This is a genomic window from Mucilaginibacter sp. (assembly GCF_028287845.1).
Classification (GTDB): domain Bacteria; phylum Bacteroidota; class Bacteroidia; order Sphingobacteriales; family Sphingobacteriaceae; genus Mucilaginibacter.
In genome coordinates, this window is sequence record NZ_JAQBOW010000018.1 from 1 (window position 1) to 18927 (window position 18927).

The 18927-nt window shown below is 39.6% G+C and carries 16 protein-coding genes and 1 pseudogene; 11 read left to right on the forward strand and 6 right to left on the reverse strand.

The window, feature by feature from the left end; genetic code table 11:
• The coding region (locus JWP71_RS01650) for a valine--tRNA ligase (RefSeq protein ID WP_299496370.1) at positions 1 to 1520 on the reverse strand (1520 nt) is incomplete at its 3' end.
• 541 nt (positions 1521 to 2061) lie between these two features.
• Between JWP71_RS01650 and JWP71_RS01655 the strand changes: the two genes are divergently transcribed.
• The 5 genes from JWP71_RS01655 (at position 2062) to JWP71_RS01675 (ending at position 7737) form a co-directional block, all read left to right on the forward strand.
• Positions 2062 to 4113, forward strand: a complete 2052-nt coding sequence (locus JWP71_RS01655) for a M13 family metallopeptidase (protein ID WP_299496373.1) — start codon at positions 2062 to 2064, stop codon at positions 4111 to 4113.
• 169 nt (positions 4114 to 4282) lie between these two features.
• The gene (locus JWP71_RS01660) at positions 4283 to 5620 is read left to right on the forward strand and encodes a rhodanese-like domain-containing protein (protein WP_299496376.1); all 1338 of its coding nucleotides are present in this window, start codon (positions 4283 to 4285) and stop codon (positions 5618 to 5620) included.
• Between the two features lie 6 nt (positions 5621 to 5626).
• Positions 5627 to 6310 carry a tRNA (5-methylaminomethyl-2-thiouridine)(34)-methyltransferase MnmD gene (gene mnmD, locus JWP71_RS01665; RefSeq protein WP_299496379.1) on the forward strand — a complete coding sequence of 228 codons (684 nt, stop codon included), beginning with the start codon at positions 5627 to 5629 and terminating at the stop codon, positions 6308 to 6310.
• Between the two features lie 141 nt (positions 6311 to 6451).
• The gene (mazG, locus tag JWP71_RS01670; protein ID WP_299496382.1) at positions 6452 to 7255 is read left to right on the forward strand and encodes a nucleoside triphosphate pyrophosphohydrolase; all 804 of its coding nucleotides are present in this window, start codon (positions 6452 to 6454) and stop codon (positions 7253 to 7255) included.
• 32 nt (positions 7256 to 7287) lie between these two features.
• Positions 7288 to 7737: a hypothetical protein gene (locus tag JWP71_RS01675; RefSeq protein ID WP_299496385.1), complete on the forward strand. Its 450-nt coding sequence runs from the start codon at positions 7288 to 7290 to the stop codon at positions 7735 to 7737.
• A gap of 11 nt (positions 7738 to 7748) precedes the next feature.
• On the opposite strand, the gene JWP71_RS01680 is transcribed toward JWP71_RS01675, so the two are convergent.
• Positions 7749 to 8969 carry an FtsX-like permease family protein gene (locus JWP71_RS01680; RefSeq protein ID WP_299496388.1) on the reverse strand — a complete coding sequence of 407 codons (1221 nt, stop codon included), beginning with the start codon at positions 8967 to 8969 and terminating at the stop codon, positions 7749 to 7751.
• Positions 8970 to 9045: 76 nt separating this feature from the next.
• On the opposite strand from JWP71_RS01680, the gene JWP71_RS01685 reads away from it, so the two are divergent.
• Together JWP71_RS01685 and fmt are read left to right on the forward strand one after the other, a co-directional pair.
• On the forward strand, positions 9046 to 10278 hold the full coding sequence (locus tag JWP71_RS01685; RefSeq protein WP_299496391.1) for a DUF1343 domain-containing protein: 1233 nt from the start codon (positions 9046 to 9048) through the stop codon (positions 10276 to 10278).
• 94 nt (positions 10279 to 10372) lie between these two features.
• Entirely contained in the window at positions 10373 to 11293 is a 921-nt protein-coding gene (fmt, locus tag JWP71_RS01690; protein ID WP_299496393.1) for a methionyl-tRNA formyltransferase, read from the forward strand.
• Positions 11294 to 11379: 86 nt separating this feature from the next.
• Here fmt and JWP71_RS01695 read toward each other — a convergent pair whose 3' ends face one another.
• The 3 genes from JWP71_RS01695 to JWP71_RS01705 all read right to left on the reverse strand — a co-directional run bounded on the left by JWP71_RS01695 (position 11380) and on the right by JWP71_RS01705 (position 14260).
• Entirely contained in the window at positions 11380 to 12279 is a 900-nt protein-coding gene (locus JWP71_RS01695) for a DUF1080 domain-containing protein (protein WP_299496396.1), read from the reverse strand.
• Positions 12280 to 12362: 83 nt separating this feature from the next.
• Positions 12363 to 13199: an aminotransferase class IV gene (locus JWP71_RS01700; RefSeq protein WP_299496398.1), complete on the reverse strand. Its 837-nt coding sequence runs from the start codon at positions 13197 to 13199 to the stop codon at positions 12363 to 12365.
• 5 nt (positions 13200 to 13204) lie between these two features.
• Positions 13205 to 14260: an RluA family pseudouridine synthase gene (locus JWP71_RS01705; RefSeq protein WP_299496400.1), complete on the reverse strand. Its 1056-nt coding sequence runs from the start codon at positions 14258 to 14260 to the stop codon at positions 13205 to 13207.
• A gap of 129 nt (positions 14261 to 14389) precedes the next feature.
• Here JWP71_RS01705 and JWP71_RS01710 point away from each other — a divergent pair, with 129 nt between their 5' ends.
• The 4 genes from JWP71_RS01710 to JWP71_RS01725 all read left to right on the forward strand — a co-directional run bounded on the left by JWP71_RS01710 (position 14390) and on the right by JWP71_RS01725 (position 18468).
• Complete coding sequence (locus tag JWP71_RS01710) at positions 14390 to 15463, forward strand: DUF6588 family protein (protein ID WP_299496402.1); 1074 nt, start codon at positions 14390 to 14392, stop codon at positions 15461 to 15463.
• Positions 15464 to 15471: 8 nt separating this feature from the next.
• Positions 15472 to 16359 (forward strand): pyridoxal-phosphate dependent enzyme, encoded by an 888-nt coding sequence (locus JWP71_RS01715; protein ID WP_299496404.1) that lies wholly within the window; start codon positions 15472 to 15474, stop codon positions 16357 to 16359.
• A gap of 136 nt (positions 16360 to 16495) precedes the next feature.
• Positions 16496 to 17827: an L-lysine 6-transaminase gene (lat, locus tag JWP71_RS01720; protein WP_299496406.1), complete on the forward strand. Its 1332-nt coding sequence runs from the start codon at positions 16496 to 16498 to the stop codon at positions 17825 to 17827.
• Positions 17828 to 18021: 194 nt separating this feature from the next.
• Positions 18022 to 18468 carry a hypothetical protein gene (locus JWP71_RS01725; protein ID WP_299496408.1) on the forward strand — a complete coding sequence of 149 codons (447 nt, stop codon included), beginning with the start codon at positions 18022 to 18024 and terminating at the stop codon, positions 18466 to 18468.
• Position 18469: 1 nt separating this feature from the next.
• On the opposite strand, the pseudogene JWP71_RS01730 reads toward JWP71_RS01725, so the two are convergent.
• Positions 18470 to 18927: pseudogene (locus JWP71_RS01730) on the reverse strand (bacillithiol biosynthesis deacetylase BshB1); the annotation flags it as partial.

The window sequence follows — 18927 nt, forward strand, 5'->3', positions numbered from 1 at the left end:
GTAACCAAATCATTGGTTGGGTAATAGTAGTTGATATCGGCATTATCAGGGTCCTTAAATCCGTCAAATACAGATATGGGCCATAACCATGACGAGAACCAGGTATCAAGAACGTCTTCGTCTTGTACCAAATCCTCAGCTTTGAGATTTGAGGTTTGAGATTTGAGGTTTTTTGCCTCTTCGAAAGCTTCTTCTCTTGTTTTAGCAATAATATATTCGCCGTTAGGCAGGTACCAAGCCGGTATTTGTTGTCCCCACCAAAGCTGCCTGCTAATGTTCCAATCCCTCACATTTTCCATCCAGTGACGATAGGTATTACCAAACTTTTCCGGAATAAGTTTAATATCGCCATTCAACACATAATCTAAAGCAGGCTTAGCCATTTCTGCCATTTTGCAAAACCATTGCATTGATAGTTTGGGCTCAATAACTGCATTTGTACGTTCAGAGAATCCAACCTGCGATTTATATTCTTCCACTTTATCCAATGCGCCTGCTTCTTCCAGCAGGGCTACAATTTTTTTGCGTGCTGCAAACCTATCCTCGCCAACTAATATTTGCGCCTTTTCATTCAGCGTGCCATCGTCATTTAAAATATCAATAACAGGCAGGTTATGTTTTTGCCCTAACTCATAATCATTCAGATCATGCGCCGGAGTAACTTTTAAACAACCAGTACCAAAGTCCATAGTTACATATTCATCCAGTATAACGGGTATCATTCGATGAATTAATGGAATATAGACTTGCTTACCATGTAAATGAAAATATCTTTCATCATTAGGATTTATACAGATAGCGGCATCGGCCATTATAGTTTCAGGACGAGTTGTAGCTATTGTTAAGTACTCAGTATCAAGTATCAAGTCGCTAGACTTTTCCTTTTCATCTTGATACTTGCTACTAACTACTTGATACTTTATATAATATAATTTCTGATTAACTTCCTTACGGATAACTTCCTCATCGCTTACCGCGGTTTTTCCTTGCGGGTCCCAGTTTACCATGCGTATGCCGCGGTATATCCAACCTTTTTTATACAGGTGGATAAATGTATCAATTACCGCTTCTGATAGCTCCTCATCCATTGTAAAGCGCGTACGCTCCCAATCGCATGATGCACCCAGTTTTTTTAACTGCTCTAATATAATACCACCATATTTTTCTTTCCACTCCCAGGCGTAGGCTAAAAACTCGGGGCGGGTAAGGTCTTTCTTGCTAATACCGCGTTCTTTGAGCATGGCAACAACTTTAGCTTCGGTAGCTATACTGGCATGGTCCGTCCCCGGTACCCAGCAGGCATTTTTGCCTTTCATACGGGCACGACGGATCAGTACATCCTGTATGGTATTGTTTAACATGTGCCCCATGTGCAGCACCCCGGTAACATTGGGTGGAGGTATTACAATGGTATATGGTTCGCGTTCATCAGGCACCGACCTGAAAAAATCATGGTCTAACCAGTAACTATACCACTTCTCTTCGGCTTCTTTTGGCAAATATGTTTTAGCAATACTCATAAGGTGCAAAAATAGCGTTTTGAATTAAAACTTTATGGGTTGATTAACAGAGCTGATTACATTAAAGCAATTTTAGCTGCTTAACCATATTTATTACTGTACAATTGCTATATGAATGCGCTCCGTTTACTCACCCCGACTACGCTTCGCTGGTCGACCCTCTCTCTTCGCCTTCGGCGGAAAGAGGGTTGGCGTTTTCTTTAAGAAATTTTATCTTGACTTACTTTATGCAATCTATAATTGAATTCTGTCGTGAGCTGAGGCAACGGGAAACCCCCTGCCGAAAAAGTTTTATGGCAGCAATCCGTTCTAAACACAATAAAACAATATTTTAATTCTTTAAAAGAATCCCCCAACCCTCTTTCCCGCTTGCGGAAGAGAGAGTCGACCAGCGAAGCGTAGTCGGGGTGAGTAATCGCCGCGTTCTAACATGCCCATAACCAGATAACAAATACCAGGCCTGCCCTAATAATTATTGCTTATTTATTTAACAAACACTTAAAAATGTTATTATTGTATAATTAACTGATTCGCTATTTTTATGAAATTAAAGTTCACCCATTTGTTTATGGCAGGCGCTGTATGCGTTATCGCCAGCGCTTTTGTTATTGATAACATTAAGCCCAAAACCCACAGAAAATTTATTGACCCGGCCAACATGAACAAAGCTGTTAAGCCCGGTGATGATTTTTTTGAATATGCCAACGGTACCTGGATAAAAACGCATGAGATACCAGCAAAGCAAACCCGCTGGGGCGCATTTATTATCCTTAACCAGGAAAACACCGATCGGGTATTGGCCATTTTGAAAGATGTAAGCAAAACATCATCCGGCTTACCAAAAGGTAGCGTAAAACAACGAGTTGGCGACCTATATGCCAGCGGAATGGATACCGTAGCTATTGAAAAAATAGGCTATGACCCGATAAAACCAGATTTAGAGCGTATTGGCCGCATACAAACTACTGATGATGTAGTGGCCGAAGCAATTTATGAGCGTTCGCGTGGCATCGCGTCTCCATTGTTTTCATTCGGGGTATCGGCAGACTCTAAACACCCTAACGTAAACATTGCAGGATTTGGCCAAGGCGGCACCACCCTGGCCGACCGCGATTATTATTTAAAAAATGATCAGCGCACGGTTAAAATCCAAAATGCTTACAAACAATACATTGTTAACCTGTTTTCATTAACAGGCTCCAATACAAACCAGGCTGTTAAAAATGCCGATATAATTTTTGGTATCGAAACCCGGCTGGCCAAAGCGCAACTAAGCCGTACCGAATTGCGCGACCCTAATAAAACCTATAATAAATTATCGGTTATTGATTTTAAAAAGCTTACTCCACATTTTAACTGGGTTAAGTTAATGGTTGATATGAAGGCACCCGGCCAGGACAGCGTGTTGGTTGCTGAGCCTGATTTTTTCAAAACCGAAGATGATCTGGTAGGCTCGGTAACCATAAATGAATGGAAAATTTACCTGGCCTGGAACGTATTAAAAGATAATGCGACTGAATTAAGCTCGCCTTTTGTTAGGGCCACGTTTGATTTTAGTAGCGTAGTAAGCGGCCAAAAGGTACAAACACCGCGTACAGAGCGTATCTCATCATCTGTGGACCGAAACCTGCCCGATTTGCTTGGACAGTTATATGTTGAGAAATACTTTAAACCGGCAGCCAAAACTTACATGGTAAACCTTGTAAATAATTTAAAGACAGTTTTAGGCGAGCGGATAAAGCGTTTGGATTGGATGAGCCCCGAAACAAAGGCACATGCACTTAAGAAGCTGGCTGCCTTTAGCGTTAAAATTGGCTATGCTGATAAATGGCAGGTATACGAAGGTTTAACTATTAATCGTAACGATTATTTTGGCAACCTGCGCCGTTTGGATGAGTGGCGCTATAATTATAACGTGAGCCAGTTAGGCAAGCCGGTTGATAAAAAACGCTTTAACATGAGCCCGCCTACTGTTAACGCCAATTACAGCCCTAATAAAAACGAAATTACTTTCCCGGCTGGCATATTGCAGTATCCGTTCTTTGATTTTGATGCAGATGATGCCATCAACTACGGTGGCATAGGTGCTGTTATAGGTCATGAAATGACCCACGGCTTTGATGACCAGGGCAGGCAGTATGACAGCGATGGCTCATTGCATAACTGGTGGACCAAAGATGATGCGGATAAGTTTAAAAAGCGTGCAGATATGGTTGTAAAACAATATGATGCCTTTACAGTAAATGATACCGTACATTTAAATGGGAAATTAACTTTAGGCGAGAATCTTGCCGACCTGGGCGGTATAAATATTGCCTACGAGGCCTTTAAGAAAACGAAACAGGGCCATTCGAACCAAAAAATTGATGGCTTTACGCCCGATCAGCGTTTCTTCTTGTCATTCGCGCAGGTTTGGCGTTCAAAACAGCGCCCCGAGTTTGCCGCACAACGTGTTTTAACAGACCCGCACTCGCCTGAGAATTATAGGGCGTACGCGCCATTAACCAATATGGATGCATGGTACACCGCCTTTAATGTAAAACCTGGTGATAAGCTATATAAAAAACCGGAAGATAGGATCAAGATCTGGTAAGTCTTTTTCTCTACCTTTTTCCAAAGGTGAAAGGTTAATTATACTTACGAGCCCGCTAACGCGGGCTTTGTTATTAAAATATTTTTAATTTCTGGCGGCACAATATTGCCGGTATACACCTGTTGCTGCCTATAATCTATCTGCTTCCAAATAATTATCTTTGTACACAATGATCATTCATCAATTTTACGATAAGGGCCTGGCTCATGCTTCCTATGCAGTGATACGGAATGCAAAAATGATCGTTATCGATCCCTCCCGTGATCCGCAACCCTATTATGATTTTGCCAGACTACATGAAGCTGATATAACCGGCGTTATTGAAACCCATCCGCATGCTGATTTTGTAAGTTCGCATTTAGAGATACATCAAACAACAGGCGCGGTTATTTACACCAGCAAATTGGCAGGTGCTATTTATCCGCACGAAGGTTTTGACGATGGCGATATTATTTATTTAGCCGATATTAAACTAAGAGCTATAAACACTCCCGGTCATTCGCCCGATTCTATCTGTATACTATTACAGGATGAAAATGGATACGATAAAGCCTTATTTACCGGCGATACTTTGTTTGTAGGCGACGTGGGTCGCCCTGACCTGCGTGAAAACGCGGGAAACATTACTGCAAAAAAAGAAGAATTGGCTAAACAGCTATACCACTCGCTGCGCGAAAAGATAATGGTATTACCGCATCATTTAATTGCATACCCGGCACACGGGCCCGGCTCTCTTTGCGGTAAAACCACCAGCCCTGATCTATACAGCAATATTGGGCGCGAGCTTAAAGAAAACTATGCGCTGCAAGAAATGAGCGAACAGGCCTTTGTTGAAATGATCATTGCCGACCAGCCTTTTGTACCTCATTATTTTGGGTTTGATGTTGATCTGAATAAAAAAGGTGCTCCTGCATTTCAACAAAGCATCAATGTGGTTTTAAAAGCCGACAGAGCCATTGAAAAAAACATTCCGGTTATTGACACCCGCCAGAAAGAAGAATTCAGGCAGGGGCATATAAAAGGCGCTATCAACCTGCAGAATGGCGAAAAGTTTGAAACCTGGCTGGGATCGATAATACAACCCGATGAGCCGTTTTATTTAATCGCAGCTACAAGTGAAAACCTAGATACAGTAATAAAAAAAGCGGCGAAAATTGGATACGAACAAAATATTAAAGCTGCGCTAATATCAACAGGTGGCAAAGAGCAATCTGCAACTATTAATATTGACGATTTTAAAACCTCGCCCGAAAGATATACAGTAGTTGATGTGCGCAATTGGAATGAAATTAATGATGGCAAAATATTTAACCATGCATTAACTATCCCGCTGCCCGAGCTACGTGAGCGTTTGGAGGAGATCCCTACCGATAAACCTATTGCTGTACACTGTGCCGGGGGCTATCGCTCTGCGGCGGCTACCAGCATTGTGGCGGGTAAAATTAATACAGTTGCAATTTATGATCTGGGCGAAACGATTACACAGTTTGAAGCAATACTTAAATAACTATTTATGTTAGAGCTGATACAAACGGCTGATGGCTCAAATACCATATACAATTCAGAAGTTGGCGAAAACTATCATTCGCGTCATGGTGCTTTACAGGAGAGCAAACATGTATTTGTAAATTCAGGTTTATCCTATTATTTGGATAACAATAATCTAAAAGAAGTATCAATATTAGAAGTTGGTTTTGGCACCGGGCTTAACTTTTTACTAAGTGCCGATTTTTGTACTGAACAAAATATCCATCTTGATTATACCGGTATCGAGGCCTATCCTTTAAATAAGAACATGATTGATAAAACCGGCTATGACCAGTATATAACCGCTGCGTTATGGGATGATTTTATTAATAGCTATTCTGCTTCATTGCTCGCTCCTGTTCAATTAAATCCTAACTGCGGCCTGTATATAGCCAACTGCCAATTGTTAAATTTCCAATCGGATAAAAAATTTGACGTTATTTACTTTGATGCATTTGCCGCCGTACATCAGCCTGAAATGTGGAACGAAGAAGCTATAAGTCACACTATAAAATTCTTAAAACCAGGCGGGGTATTTGTTACCTACGCCATTACCGGCAACCTTAAAAGAATGCTTAAAGGCCTGGGCCTGCAAATACAAAAAATACCGGGCGCGGCAGGCAAGCGCGAAATGCTAAGAGCCATCGGATGTGCAGATATGCAAATGTGAGGATATGCAAATTTGAAGATGTGCAGATGTGCAGATGCATATCCATTCTATAAAATTCGCCCACAAGTTCATTTACACATCCCCAAAAAAACTGCACATTTGCATATCTGCATATTCGCACATCAATAACACATCAATATCATGCCCATAACTCCTTCTTTAACCGCATCAACTCCGGCAACAGCATTTGAACGCCTGCTCACTATTATGGATGACCTGCGCATAAACTGCCCGTGGGATAAAAAACAAACACTTGAAAGTTTAAGACACCTTACTATTGAGGAAGTTTATGAACTATCAGACGCTATTTTAAGCGCTGATATGCCCGAAATAAAAAAAGAACTGGGCGATATAATGCTCCACCTGGTTTTTTATTCGCGTATCGCATCCGAAAGCAACCATTTTAATATTACCGACGTATTGAACAGTATATGTGAAAAATTGATTAACCGGCATCCACATATTTATGGCGATGTAGAGGTTAATGATGAGGAAGATGTAAAACGAAACTGGGAACAAATAAAGTTAAAAGAGGGTAATAAATCTGTTTTAGGAGGTGTGCCCGCATCGTTACCGGCTTTGGTAAAAGCATCGCGCATACAGGAAAAAGCGCGCGGGGTTGGGTTTGATTGGGAAGAAAAAAGCCAGGTTTGGGCAAAGGTTGAAGAAGAACTACAGGAGTTTAAAAACGAATTTAATGTAGAAGATGGAAACGCGATTGATCATGAAAAAGCAGAAGGTGAATTTGGCGATCTGTTATTCTCACTCATTAATTACGCGCGCTTTATTAACATTAATCCTGAAAATGCACTCGAAAAAACTAACCGAAAGTTTATTAAGCGATTTCAATACCTGGAAAATAAAGCTGCCGAAAATGGCAAACAATTACACAACATGAGTCTTACCGAAATGGATGTTTTTTGGGAGGAGGCTAAGAAAATATAATACTATAAGCCTAATATAAAATAAAATGAGTCATGAAAAAGAAGCTTGTTTATTTATTGCCACTATTAATGGCACTTGCTGTAAGCTGCGTTAAACAGGCTCATGACCCTAGTAATGATATTAGTAACTACCCATATCCTTTAGGCACTTTTTCGGGAAAGTTTACACGCATCCACAAAAACATTAAAACATTAAAATTAGATACCGCGACAGCTGCTATCCAATTAGTATTGTCTACAGCAACCGGGTATGCGGTTACAGGCGATACAGCAACTGTACACGCCGGGAGCTATGGCAGCTTTAGCGAGAACGCATTTAATATTGTATTTAATGACAGCACATACCCATTGATGGGTTTCCCTAAAAAAACCCATTTGGCTGGCGTATACGCTTATAGCATGAGTGGCTTAAATTTTACTATTACCGCTACAGATGGTGATTCGCTTGCATACAAATATGATCTCACCAAAACAAGCAATTAATCACTAAACACTTACTTAAACCTGATGGCTTTTACCGGTGATATTTTTGATACCAGCATAGATGGCACAATCAACACCAATAAACAAATTATCATGGTGCCAATATTTAATAACACTACATCGGCCCAATTAAGCTGGATAGGCACAAAGGTCATATAATAAGATGTGGCGTCAAGTTTAAAAAAGTGCGTTTTAAATTGGAACCAGCTAAGCCCCAGCCCAAATAAATTACCAAAAATCAGCCCCAGGCATATCAAATAAGCGGCATTATATAAAAATATTTTTTGGATGCGCCAGTTGCTTGCGCCCATTGCTTTTAATATGCCAATCATGCTGGTACGCTCTAATATCATTATCAATAAGGCTGATATCATATTAATTACAGCTACTATCAGCATTAAAACAAGCATTACTTTGGCATTAACATTAAGCAGGTTTAGCCATTCAAATATTACGGGGTAATTGTCAATAATTGTAGTTGCTTTAAGCCTGGTGGGCAAGTTATCATTAACAAAAGCGGTCGCGGGGGTTAATTCATTAAAGTTAGCAACCCGTAATTCATATCCGCCAGTTTCATCCGGCGACCAATTGTTTAATCTTTTTATTAATGACAGGTCGCCTACAACGTAGGTTTTATCAATATCCTCAATACTGGTTTCAAAAATACCAACCACTTTAAAGGGCCTTCTTTTTAACGGTTGTTGTACAAAGTACATTAATAGCTTATCACCCAATTTAAGCTTTAGCCTGTTAGCGGTAATGTTTGATATCATGATTTGCCTTTTTGATTCGGCAGTGTCGGCAAAATTTATTACGGTACCGGCAACCATGTTATTCTTTAAAAACGACCAATCATAAGTATTATCAACGCCTTTAAGTATTACCCCTTCAATCTCGTTGTGCGCCTTAATTATTCCGGGTTTGGTAGCGAAGGGCGTCACGTGCGCAATAAGGTTATTGCTTTTCATTGCTTTTACAAAAGTATCAGCCTTTAAAAATGGAGTGTTTTCGTATGAACTGTTAAGGTCATACTTTACAACTTTAATATCGCCGTCAAAACCGCGTATTTTTTCTCTAATCTCCTGCTTAAACCCTTTAATTACAGCTAATGATAATATCATAACACCAAGGCCCAGCATAATGCCAATAATTGCTATACGCACAATCAGCTTAGAGAATGTACGATTAGGTTTGAATGTTATCCTACCGGCTATAAAATATGTAAAATTCAAGGCAGCGTGTTTTTTTGTAACTTCGCAAATATGCGGTTTTACCGTTTAAAATGGTATTTTAAATTGATGGGATATTATGGTAAGAATTAAATCTTTTTTTCAATTTGTGCTGATAGCAGGTTTAATATTAAATGTCACCTCTGTAGTTTACAGCGAGCCCCATCCTACAGCAAAACAAAAAAAGCATGATGCTGTAAAAAAAACCACTCCGGCAGCAGACCAAACCCAACTATATGTGCCCTATTTAAAAGGGAAAAATATAGCGATGGTGGTTAACCAAACTTCTATAATTGGCGAACACCAAATTACAACTGTTGATAGTTTGCTTAAGTTAGGCATAACTATAAAAAAGATCCTGGGCCCAGAACATGGTTTTAGGGGAAATGCCAGTAATGGGGCTTCTGTTGATGATAGCGTTGATCCTAAAACCGGGCTCCCGGTTATATCACTTTACGGCAAGCATTTTAAACCAACCCCCGCCGACCTGAAAAATATTGACCTGGTGATATTTGACGTACAGGATGTTGGCGCCCGCTTTTATACTTATATCTCTACCCTGCATTATGTAATGGAAACTTGCGCCGAAAACAATATTGAACTGATGATATTAGACAGGCCCAACCCCAATGGCTATTGTGTTGACGGACCCATATTAGATACCGCCTACCGCTCGTTTGTAGGCATGCACCCCATACCCATAACCCATGGCATGACCATTGCAGAATATGCTCAAATGATAAATGGCGAAGGCTGGCTCAAAAACCATTTACAATGCAAACTAAAGCTTATAAAAGTTGCTAATTATAATCATTCGTTAAGCTATAAATTGCCGGTAAACCCATCGCCTAATTTAAATACTAATCAATCAGTATTGCTGTATCCAAGCGTATGCTTGTTTGAGGGAACTACCTTTAGTTTGGGCAGGGGAACAATGATACCCTTCCAGGTATTAGGGCACCCGGCTTTAAAAGGAAAATACCCGTACTCATTTACGCCGGTAAGTATTGCAGGGATGAGCGAAGATCCGCCGCAAAAAAACCGGGTTTGTTATGGTATAGATCTAAGAAATTACAACACCAATAGTATTAAAAAAAGGGGTCTGATCAATTTATCATGGTTGATAGAATTCTATAAAATTTTTCCTGATAAGCAACATTTTTTTAATGCCTATTTTACCAAACTTGCCGGTACCGAAGAGTTAAGAAAACAAATAGAAGCAGGTAAAACCGAATCCGAAATACGTCAAAGCTGGCAGCCTGGTTTAAGCAGATTTAAGGCTATACGAAGTAAATATTTACTATATCAATAAATTTACAAAGCTATGTGTGTATAGCTTAAGCAATTATGGATTAATTAATTTTATACGAGCATAAATTATCAGATAAAATCAGTATATTATCATCATGAAAATTGTATTTATGGGCACGCCCCAGTTTGCTGTTGCATCATTAGATGAACTGATAAAAGCAGGTGCTGAAATTGCAGGCGTAATAACCGCTCCTGATAAACCTGCAGGGCGTGGGCAAAAGGTAAGCGAGTCGGCAGTAAAGCAATATGCGGTAGCCAATGGCTTAAGAGTTTTACAACCCACAAATTTAAAAGATCCCGAATTTTTAGCCGAACTGAGATCGTTAGATGCCGATCTGCAGGTAGTAGTAGCATTCCGCATGTTACCAGAAGAGGTTTGGAACATGCCTGATAAAGGAACAATTAATTTACATGCCTCGCTGCTGCCCCATTATAGGGGAGCGGCCCCTATTAACTGGGTATTAATTAACGGCGAAAAAGAAAGCGGTGTTACCACCTTTTTCTTAAAACATGAGATAGATACCGGCAATATATTATTTACCGAAAAAATAACCCTTACCGGCCATGAAACCGCAGGCGAGCTGCATGACCGCTTAATGCATAAAGGTGCCGGCTTGTTGGTAAAAACGGTTAAAGCTGTTGAAAGCGGACGGTATAATGAGCATCCACAATCTACGTTGTTGGCAGTGGATGCAGAACTAAAATCGGCCCCGAAAATTTTCAAAGAGATGGGTAAGATTGATTGGAACCAACCTGTAACAACTGTTTATAACCACATACGTGGCTTAAGCCCTACCCCTGCTGCTTATACCTCATTAAACGGAAAAACATTTAAAATATACCGGGCAGATTACCATGATACAGATCCCGGCATACAGCCAGGTGGTTTTTTAACGGATAATAAAACTCATTTAAAATTTGCCGCCCAGGATGGCTTTATCAGTGTAACTGATGTACAGTTAGAAGGTAAGAAACGTATGGGTATTGAAGAGTTTTTAAGAGGGGTAAAATTGTAATTACCAGTCATTCTCTCAAGTACCAGTCAATTCTCTCAAAGCGTCATCCTATGTTTGTATAGGATGACGCGTGGTAAAGTAATAGCTTATTTAAAATCAGGCATTTTATCCAATTTTGTTATTTGGATATTGCGGTAATAAGCTTCTGCACCTTCAGATTGGAATTGGATATGTCCGTTAGTAAGCGGGGTTGCCGGGCTCCCATCCTTTGGTACTGTGCGTAAATGTTCTACCACCATCACCACATGTCCGTTAACAACATGCACAGCTTTATCGCCGAAACAATAAAGCTCAATAACGTTCCATTCGCCGTTTGGCTTTTCAAAATCACCTTTTAAATGCGATAGGTTGCTGGGTGGTACGGGCGCTCCCGGTATTCCCCATGATGCAAAATATTGTGAAGGAGCTGCCGGATCATATATCCAACCTAATTTTTTATTGGTGCTGTCTTTCAATCTTGCATGCACATCAGAACCCACTCCGGCCAATGAAAACAAATCGCCCATATCGCCTTCCTGCACCTGGAACTCGGGCGAACGCAGCCATACGTGCCAAAATTGCCCGTGAGGTTCTTTACCATGATATAGTATGCCATTATCTCTTTTAATACCTAATTTAGGTTCATACTTTTTCTCGCCCCATTTAAACTCGGCTTTTAAATGGTAGTTGCCGTATTCTTTTTTAGTGCTATAACCGCCAAATATCTCTCCCGAAATGTGCAATACAGGCTGCCCGTCAACCATCTCAATAGAAAAAACATGTAACGGGTCGTTGTTTAAGCCCAGCGGTGTGCCGGTATTCATCCCATCGCCTTTATCCCAACCCGGTAAACTGGTAAGGCTTTTATGCGGTATGCCTATAAAGACATCAAAGTTTCTTCCATCTTTAGTTAATAAAGATGTCCATTTATTGGTAAGGTCCTGTGAAAATACAGAGGTGCTGAGTAATAAAAATACGCTAAAAATCAAGATTGGTTTTAGTTTCATTGCTGGTTTAATTTTGGTTGATAATAATAAAAATGGTTATACCAAATGTAGTTAAAATCAATAATAATTAGCAATGCAATCGATTACAATTTGTTCAGCTCGTCCATCAGCATCTTGCTTATTTTGTTAAAATAACGCCTGATGCCATACCCCATTACGCATTGTATACCTCTGCTGGCATTGGTTAAAAACACCTCGTCGGCTTCATACAAAATCTCTGGATTTATCTGTGCCTCGGTAACGGCGATATTGTTTTTTTTGGCGATGTTAATAATAACCTGGCGCATAACCCCTTCAACACACCCTTCGCTTAATGCTGGTGTATATAAATGATTTTGGTACCAAACAAATACATTAGAACTGCCGGCTTCGCACAAAAAACCATTTTGATTAAGTAAAAACACCTCATCCAAATTATTCTGGGCCTTGTAAAGCCCGGCCATAACATAGATCAATGAGTTGCAGGTTTTAATATTTGAGAGGTAATTTGATGCCTTTGGCAGATCGGTAAAAATATCAACTATTAAACCTTTATCATTCAAAAAATACCGGGGTTCATCTGCCGGCGTAAGCTCCAAACAATAGCCTGCTTTGTTTTGCGTGGGCGTATATAACCCTTCCGAATCACGGTAAACAGTTAACCGCAACCGCCCGTGTTTTGCTTTGTTGCGTATGGCCAGCTGCTCAACCTTATCTTTTAAAAACCAGGCGTCCATTTGCGAGTAGCCATCCATTTTAAGCGCTTTCATACCACGTTGTAAACGATCGGCATGCAAGTCGGCAAATTTTAATTGCCCTTTAAGCATGCGCATACTCTCAAACAAACCATCGCCATATCTGAATGAGCGGTTTGCTATCGAAAGCAGTTTGCTATCTGCAGGAAGTATTTCTCCGTTAAAATTAATGTAAAGCGGCGCCATGTTAGTTAATCGCTAATTTCATCATTTTGTGTGGTATTAGCACCAACATATTTACGCCATTTTTGCAATACCGCTTCAAAATCCTGTGGCAGAGGCGCTTCAAAATCAATACGTTTTTTTGTTGACGGATGGGTAAAACCAAGCGTTTGTGCGTGCAGTGCCTGGCGTGGCATCAGTTCAAAACAGTTCTCAACAAACTGCTTATATTTACTAAAAACAGTACCTTTTAATATCTTATCGCCGCCATAGGTAGCATCACTAAATAAAGGGTGCCCAATATGTTTTAGGTGCGCCCTTATTTGGTGTGTACGGCCGGTTTCCAGCTGGCACTCTATCAGGGTAACATAATTCATACGTTCTAAAACCTTGTAATGGGTTACAGACCATTTTCCTTTTTCAGGGTCATCATATATAGACATTACCCGGCGGTCGTTCACACTGCGGCCAATATAGCCTGTTACTGTTCCGTCCTGCTCCAGGTCGCCCCAAACCAATGCTATATATTTACGGGTGATACTATGATCAAAAAACTGGCGGGCCAAGTAAGTCATAGAACGTTCGTTCTTGCTTATTAATAATAAGCCCGAAGTATCCTTATCAATGCGGTGCACCAGGCCGGGCCGGCCATCATTGCCGGGCAAAGTAGGCAATTGCCGAAAATGAAAAACCAACGCGTTAACTAGCGTGCCCGTATAATTATTATACCCCGGATGTACAACCATTCCGGCTGCTTTATTAACTACCAGTACATCATCGTCTTCATAAAGAATATCTATTGGCAGGTTTTCAGGATATACTTCTGTATCGCGGGGCGGATGAGGGAGAACAACCGATATAACATCAAGCGGTTTAACCCTGTAGCTGGCTTTTATTACCTTATCATTAACCAATACATTACCTGCATCAATAGCATTTTGTATACGGTTACGCGACGCGTTTTCAACACGGTACATTAAAAATTTATCAATGCGTAAAAGTGATTGCCCCTTATCAACAATTACACGCAGATGTTCGTACAGATCTTGCTCCTCTTGCTCAAATAAATCAGGCTCTTTTATCATTTGGGGCAAAAATAACCGTTTTTTAAACTAATTGGTTATTTATATATCATCGGTAACTATTTAGTAACATTGATTATTACTAAATATATATTACTTTTATCATCTAAAATTTTACTTTATAAACAATATATGAAAAAACTTTACCCCCTGATTACTTTAGTAATTTTAACAGCTGCTGCGTTCAAGGCCAGTGCACAGTCTAGTAGTGATGGAATTTCACAACTATTTAAAGGCTCGCCTGCTGATGTAAATAAATTGATTGGCGCTTATAGTAACCCATTATTTAAAGGATTTGGTAATAGCTTGAACGGTGGCTGGACCAACACTGCTAAAACCCAGAAATTTTTACGTTTTGTTATCAGGGTAAGCGCCACCGCCAGTATTGTCCCTAACGCTGATAAAACTTATGATCTTAACACATTAGGTTTAGCTAATGTAAAAGCATCAGGTTCTTCAATAGCTCCAACCTTTGGCGGTGATAAAAACCTAAGTACCGGCATTATTGTTTCTGACCCATCTGATCCAAGCAATCCATTAAAAAAATATAATACCACCTTACCTAAAGGTGTTAGCCAATACATTCCGGCACCACAAGTGCAGTTAACGCTTGGTTTGATAAAAAATACTGATTTAACAGTGCGTTTTATACCCACCACTCAGATCTCTACTGATATAGGTTCGGTAGGTATGTTTGGTTTTGGCTTTAAACATAATATTGCACAGGATTTTGGCACTGCGAGCCATATCATACCATTTGACCTTGCCGTTGCTATTGGTTATACCCGCTTAAGTTATAATAAATCATTAAACGTAACTCCGGATGCGGGCAATGGAGGAACCGCCGGTAGCCAGGATTACTCCAACCAGCGCTTAGAAGGACATTTTAGCGGATGGAATACCCAGGTTATCCTTTCTAAAAAATTATTGTTCTTTACTCCGTTTGTTTCTGTGGGCTATTTAACCAGCAGTACTGATGTTGGTTTAAAGGGCAATTTCCCTTTTGTTACCGGTGTAAACAATTTGGGCAGACCGGTTTATACCACCTATGCCGATCCTATTAATATCGGTGGTTCATCAGCTAGTGTAAGCGGCGCGCGTGCCGATGTTGGTTTCCAAATGAGCTTATTCTTCCTTAAAATATATGGTTCATACAGCTTTGCCGAATACAAATCAGCTAACGTAGGTATAGGCCTTGGCTTCTAATCAGCTTAATGAATATTGATCTGGAAATTTTTAGTCCTGTTCATCAAATCAAAGACAAGTTATTTGATGAACAGGATTTAAAAGTATTTATAAAACGGGATGACCTGATACATCCCATAATATCAGGAAACAAATGGCGCAAGCTTAAATACCTGCTAAAAAAAGCGCAGGCTCAAAACAAAAACCATCTTGTAACCTTTGGTGGTGCTTACTCTAATCATTTATTAGCAACCGCTGCAGCTGCAGCAAAATTTGGCTTCAAATCAACCGGAATAGTTCGTGGTGAAACCGTACAAAACGATACACTTTTTCTTTGCAGGCTGCATGGCATGAACTTAATATTTGCTGATCGTGAAAGCTATCGCGATAAACCGGCATTATTTGATAAATACTTTACCAATAATGATGAAGCTTTTTTTATTGACGAAGGGGGCACATCGCCCGAAGCGGCCAAAGGATGCAGCGAGCTCATTGATGAACTAACCGAAACATACGACCATATTTTTTGCGCTTGCGGTACCGGTACCATGGCAGCTGGCATTATTAATGGTTTGCAAAACAATTCTTCCCCTGCCAGGTTTAATGCTATCCCGGTATTTAAAAATGGCGGTTTTATTGCTGATGAGATAAACAAGCTATTAACATCGCCCGCAAATTATAATCTGCATACTGATTATCATTTTGGTGGTTACGGAAAGGTTAATGCTGAACTTATTGTCTTTATAAAAAGATTTATAGCAACCACCGGAATATTGATAGATCCGGTTTATACCGGCAAAATGCTTTATGCTATTTATGACCTGGCAGCCAAAAAATATTTTAACCAGGGCAGCCGCATATTGGCAATTCATAGCGGCGGTATATGGGGATTGCTGGGGATGAAGGATAAATTTTAACCTATACCCAACTAAATTTCAGTACAAAAAACAGCTTTAAACAATTTAAAGTTGGTTTTTGATGGTTTGGTTCAAAAACCGCCTAAATTATCATTTCAGAGGGTTTTTTTAGTAAATTTGTTTAAAGCGTTGTCTTATGTATAAGCTATCTGTTTCTCCCGAAAATGTAATTGACTCACTAAAAAAACATGTGCTGGCCGATGGCTTCGACCTTACTTTTGATATGGAACGAAGCAACGGTGTTCATATCTACGATTCTAAGAACAAACGTACACTGCTTGACTTTTTTACCTGCTTTGCATCTGTACCACTAGGTTATAATCATCCTAAAATGCTTAATGACGAAGCGTTTAAGAAAAACCTTATGCTGGCGGCATTAACTAATCCATCAAACTCTGATATATATACTACCCAATATGCCCAGTTCCTGGAAACTTTTGCCAGAGTAGGTATCCCTGAATATCTTCCCCATGCTTTTTTCATTTCGGGAGGTACATTGGCAATAGAGAACGCGCTTAAAACAGCTATGGACTGGAAAGTTCAAAAAAACTTTGCGAAAGGCTATACTATCGAAAAAGGATTTAAAATACTTCATTTTGAAAATGCTTTTCATGGCCGTTCGGGTTATACATTAAGTTTAACCAACACCCTACCTGTTAAAACCAAATGGTATGCTAAGTTTAACTGGCCCCGTGTTTCTTTTCCACAAATAAATTTCCCTTTAACAGAGGGTAATATGGAAGAACTTTTAAAAAGAGAGGAGCTATCTGTTACCCAAATTAAACAAGCGTTTGCAGATAATAAAGATGATATATGTGCCATAATAATTGAACCTGTACAGGCCGAAGGAGGCGATAGACATGTGCGTAAAGAGTTTATGCAACAACTAAGGCAACTGGCTGATGAGAATGAAGCATTGTTAATTTATGATGAGGTACAGACCGGGGTTGGCCTTAGCGGTAAATTTTGGTACCATGAACATTTTGGCGAAATGGCCCGTCCGGATATTATCGCTTTCGGCAAAAAAATGCAGGTATGCGGCATACTGGCAAGCCGCAGAATAGATGAGGTTGAACATAATGTATTTAATGTACCTTCGCGCATTAATTCCACCTGGGGTGGCAGCTTGGTTGATATGGTACGTTCAACCAAAATACTTGAGATTATTGAAGAAGATAGTTTATGTGATAAAGCCGCAGAGAATGGAAAATATTTACAAGATCAATTATTATTAATTGCCAAAAATACACCGGCTATTAGTAATGTACGCGGCAAAGGACTACTTGCCGCATTTGATTTTCAGGACAAAGCCATGCGCGATAAGTTTATACAGGCCGGCATTGAAAACAATGTAATGTTTTTAGGTTGCGGAAACCGTACCATCCGTTTTAGACCGGCACTTATTATCGAAAAAAATAATATCGATGAAGGATTAAATAAGCTCCAAAAAATAGTTAATAAGCTGTAAAAATGTAATTTTTTTGCTACAAGCGCTGCTTTTTTCGAATATCACAACACTTTTCATATTTCCAAATATACTATAATCGAAAGTTTACGTTATGTTCTTAAAAAAAATATTTCTACCCGGCAGGCTATATCTTAATTGTTGCTCCTGTTGGGCAATAAAGAAATAATAAGTTACTGTAGCCCTTATATATGATTATGAGCAGACCAATAGAAAAATTAAAAAAACAACTTATTGAAATCTCTGAAGTTGTTAATGCATTCCAATCCGAAGCCGTTCAAGTAAAAGTTGTTGACAAATTATTAGATGCAATGATTGAGTTTGAAAGGGGAGACCTTGATGGATATGAGTTCCTTAATAAGAAGGGAACTAAACTAAGGTCAATAAGTGATGACGATAATTATTCTGTTACTTCCAATCGTAAAAAACCGGGAGCAACAAAAATATTGAATCAGTTACTTTCAACCGATTTTTTTAAAACAACACATTCCATATCTTCAATTGCAGATTATTGTAAAGAGAATTACAATTCAAACTTTAAAACGTCCGAATTATCAGGCATACTTTTAAAACTCGCTAAAGAGAATAAACTTAAACGCGAAAGAAATGATGACAATAATCGTTTTGAATATATAGCAGTGTAATTTATTTAAGATCAAACAAATTTTCTACTCCTAAAATCCTGCGTGAGGTAAAGCCTTCGGCAAATTTTGTCCGGATAACTTTTCCAAACTCACGTGCACGCGCCTCAATTACAGCAATAAATTCTGGCGATGAAATATAAGTTTGCGGCTCATCGCCCTCCCAGTCAGGATTAAAAAATTGTGAGCTGTAGGCATATATACTTTCTATTTTTTTATCCCAATATTCAGTAACATCTACTAAAATATCGGGCTTAATATATTCATCCTGTATAAAATGCAATAAGACTTCTGCCCGCCATGGCTCTTGTAACTTGCCGTCTGCATAAGTTTCTATTTTTAGCAGGCCCGACAAAAATGCAGCCGTATCAACCAATTGATTTGCACGGCCATGGTCGGGGTGCCTGTCATAACAGGCATTGGTTATTATTATTTCGGGCTGATATTTACGGATGGCTTCGA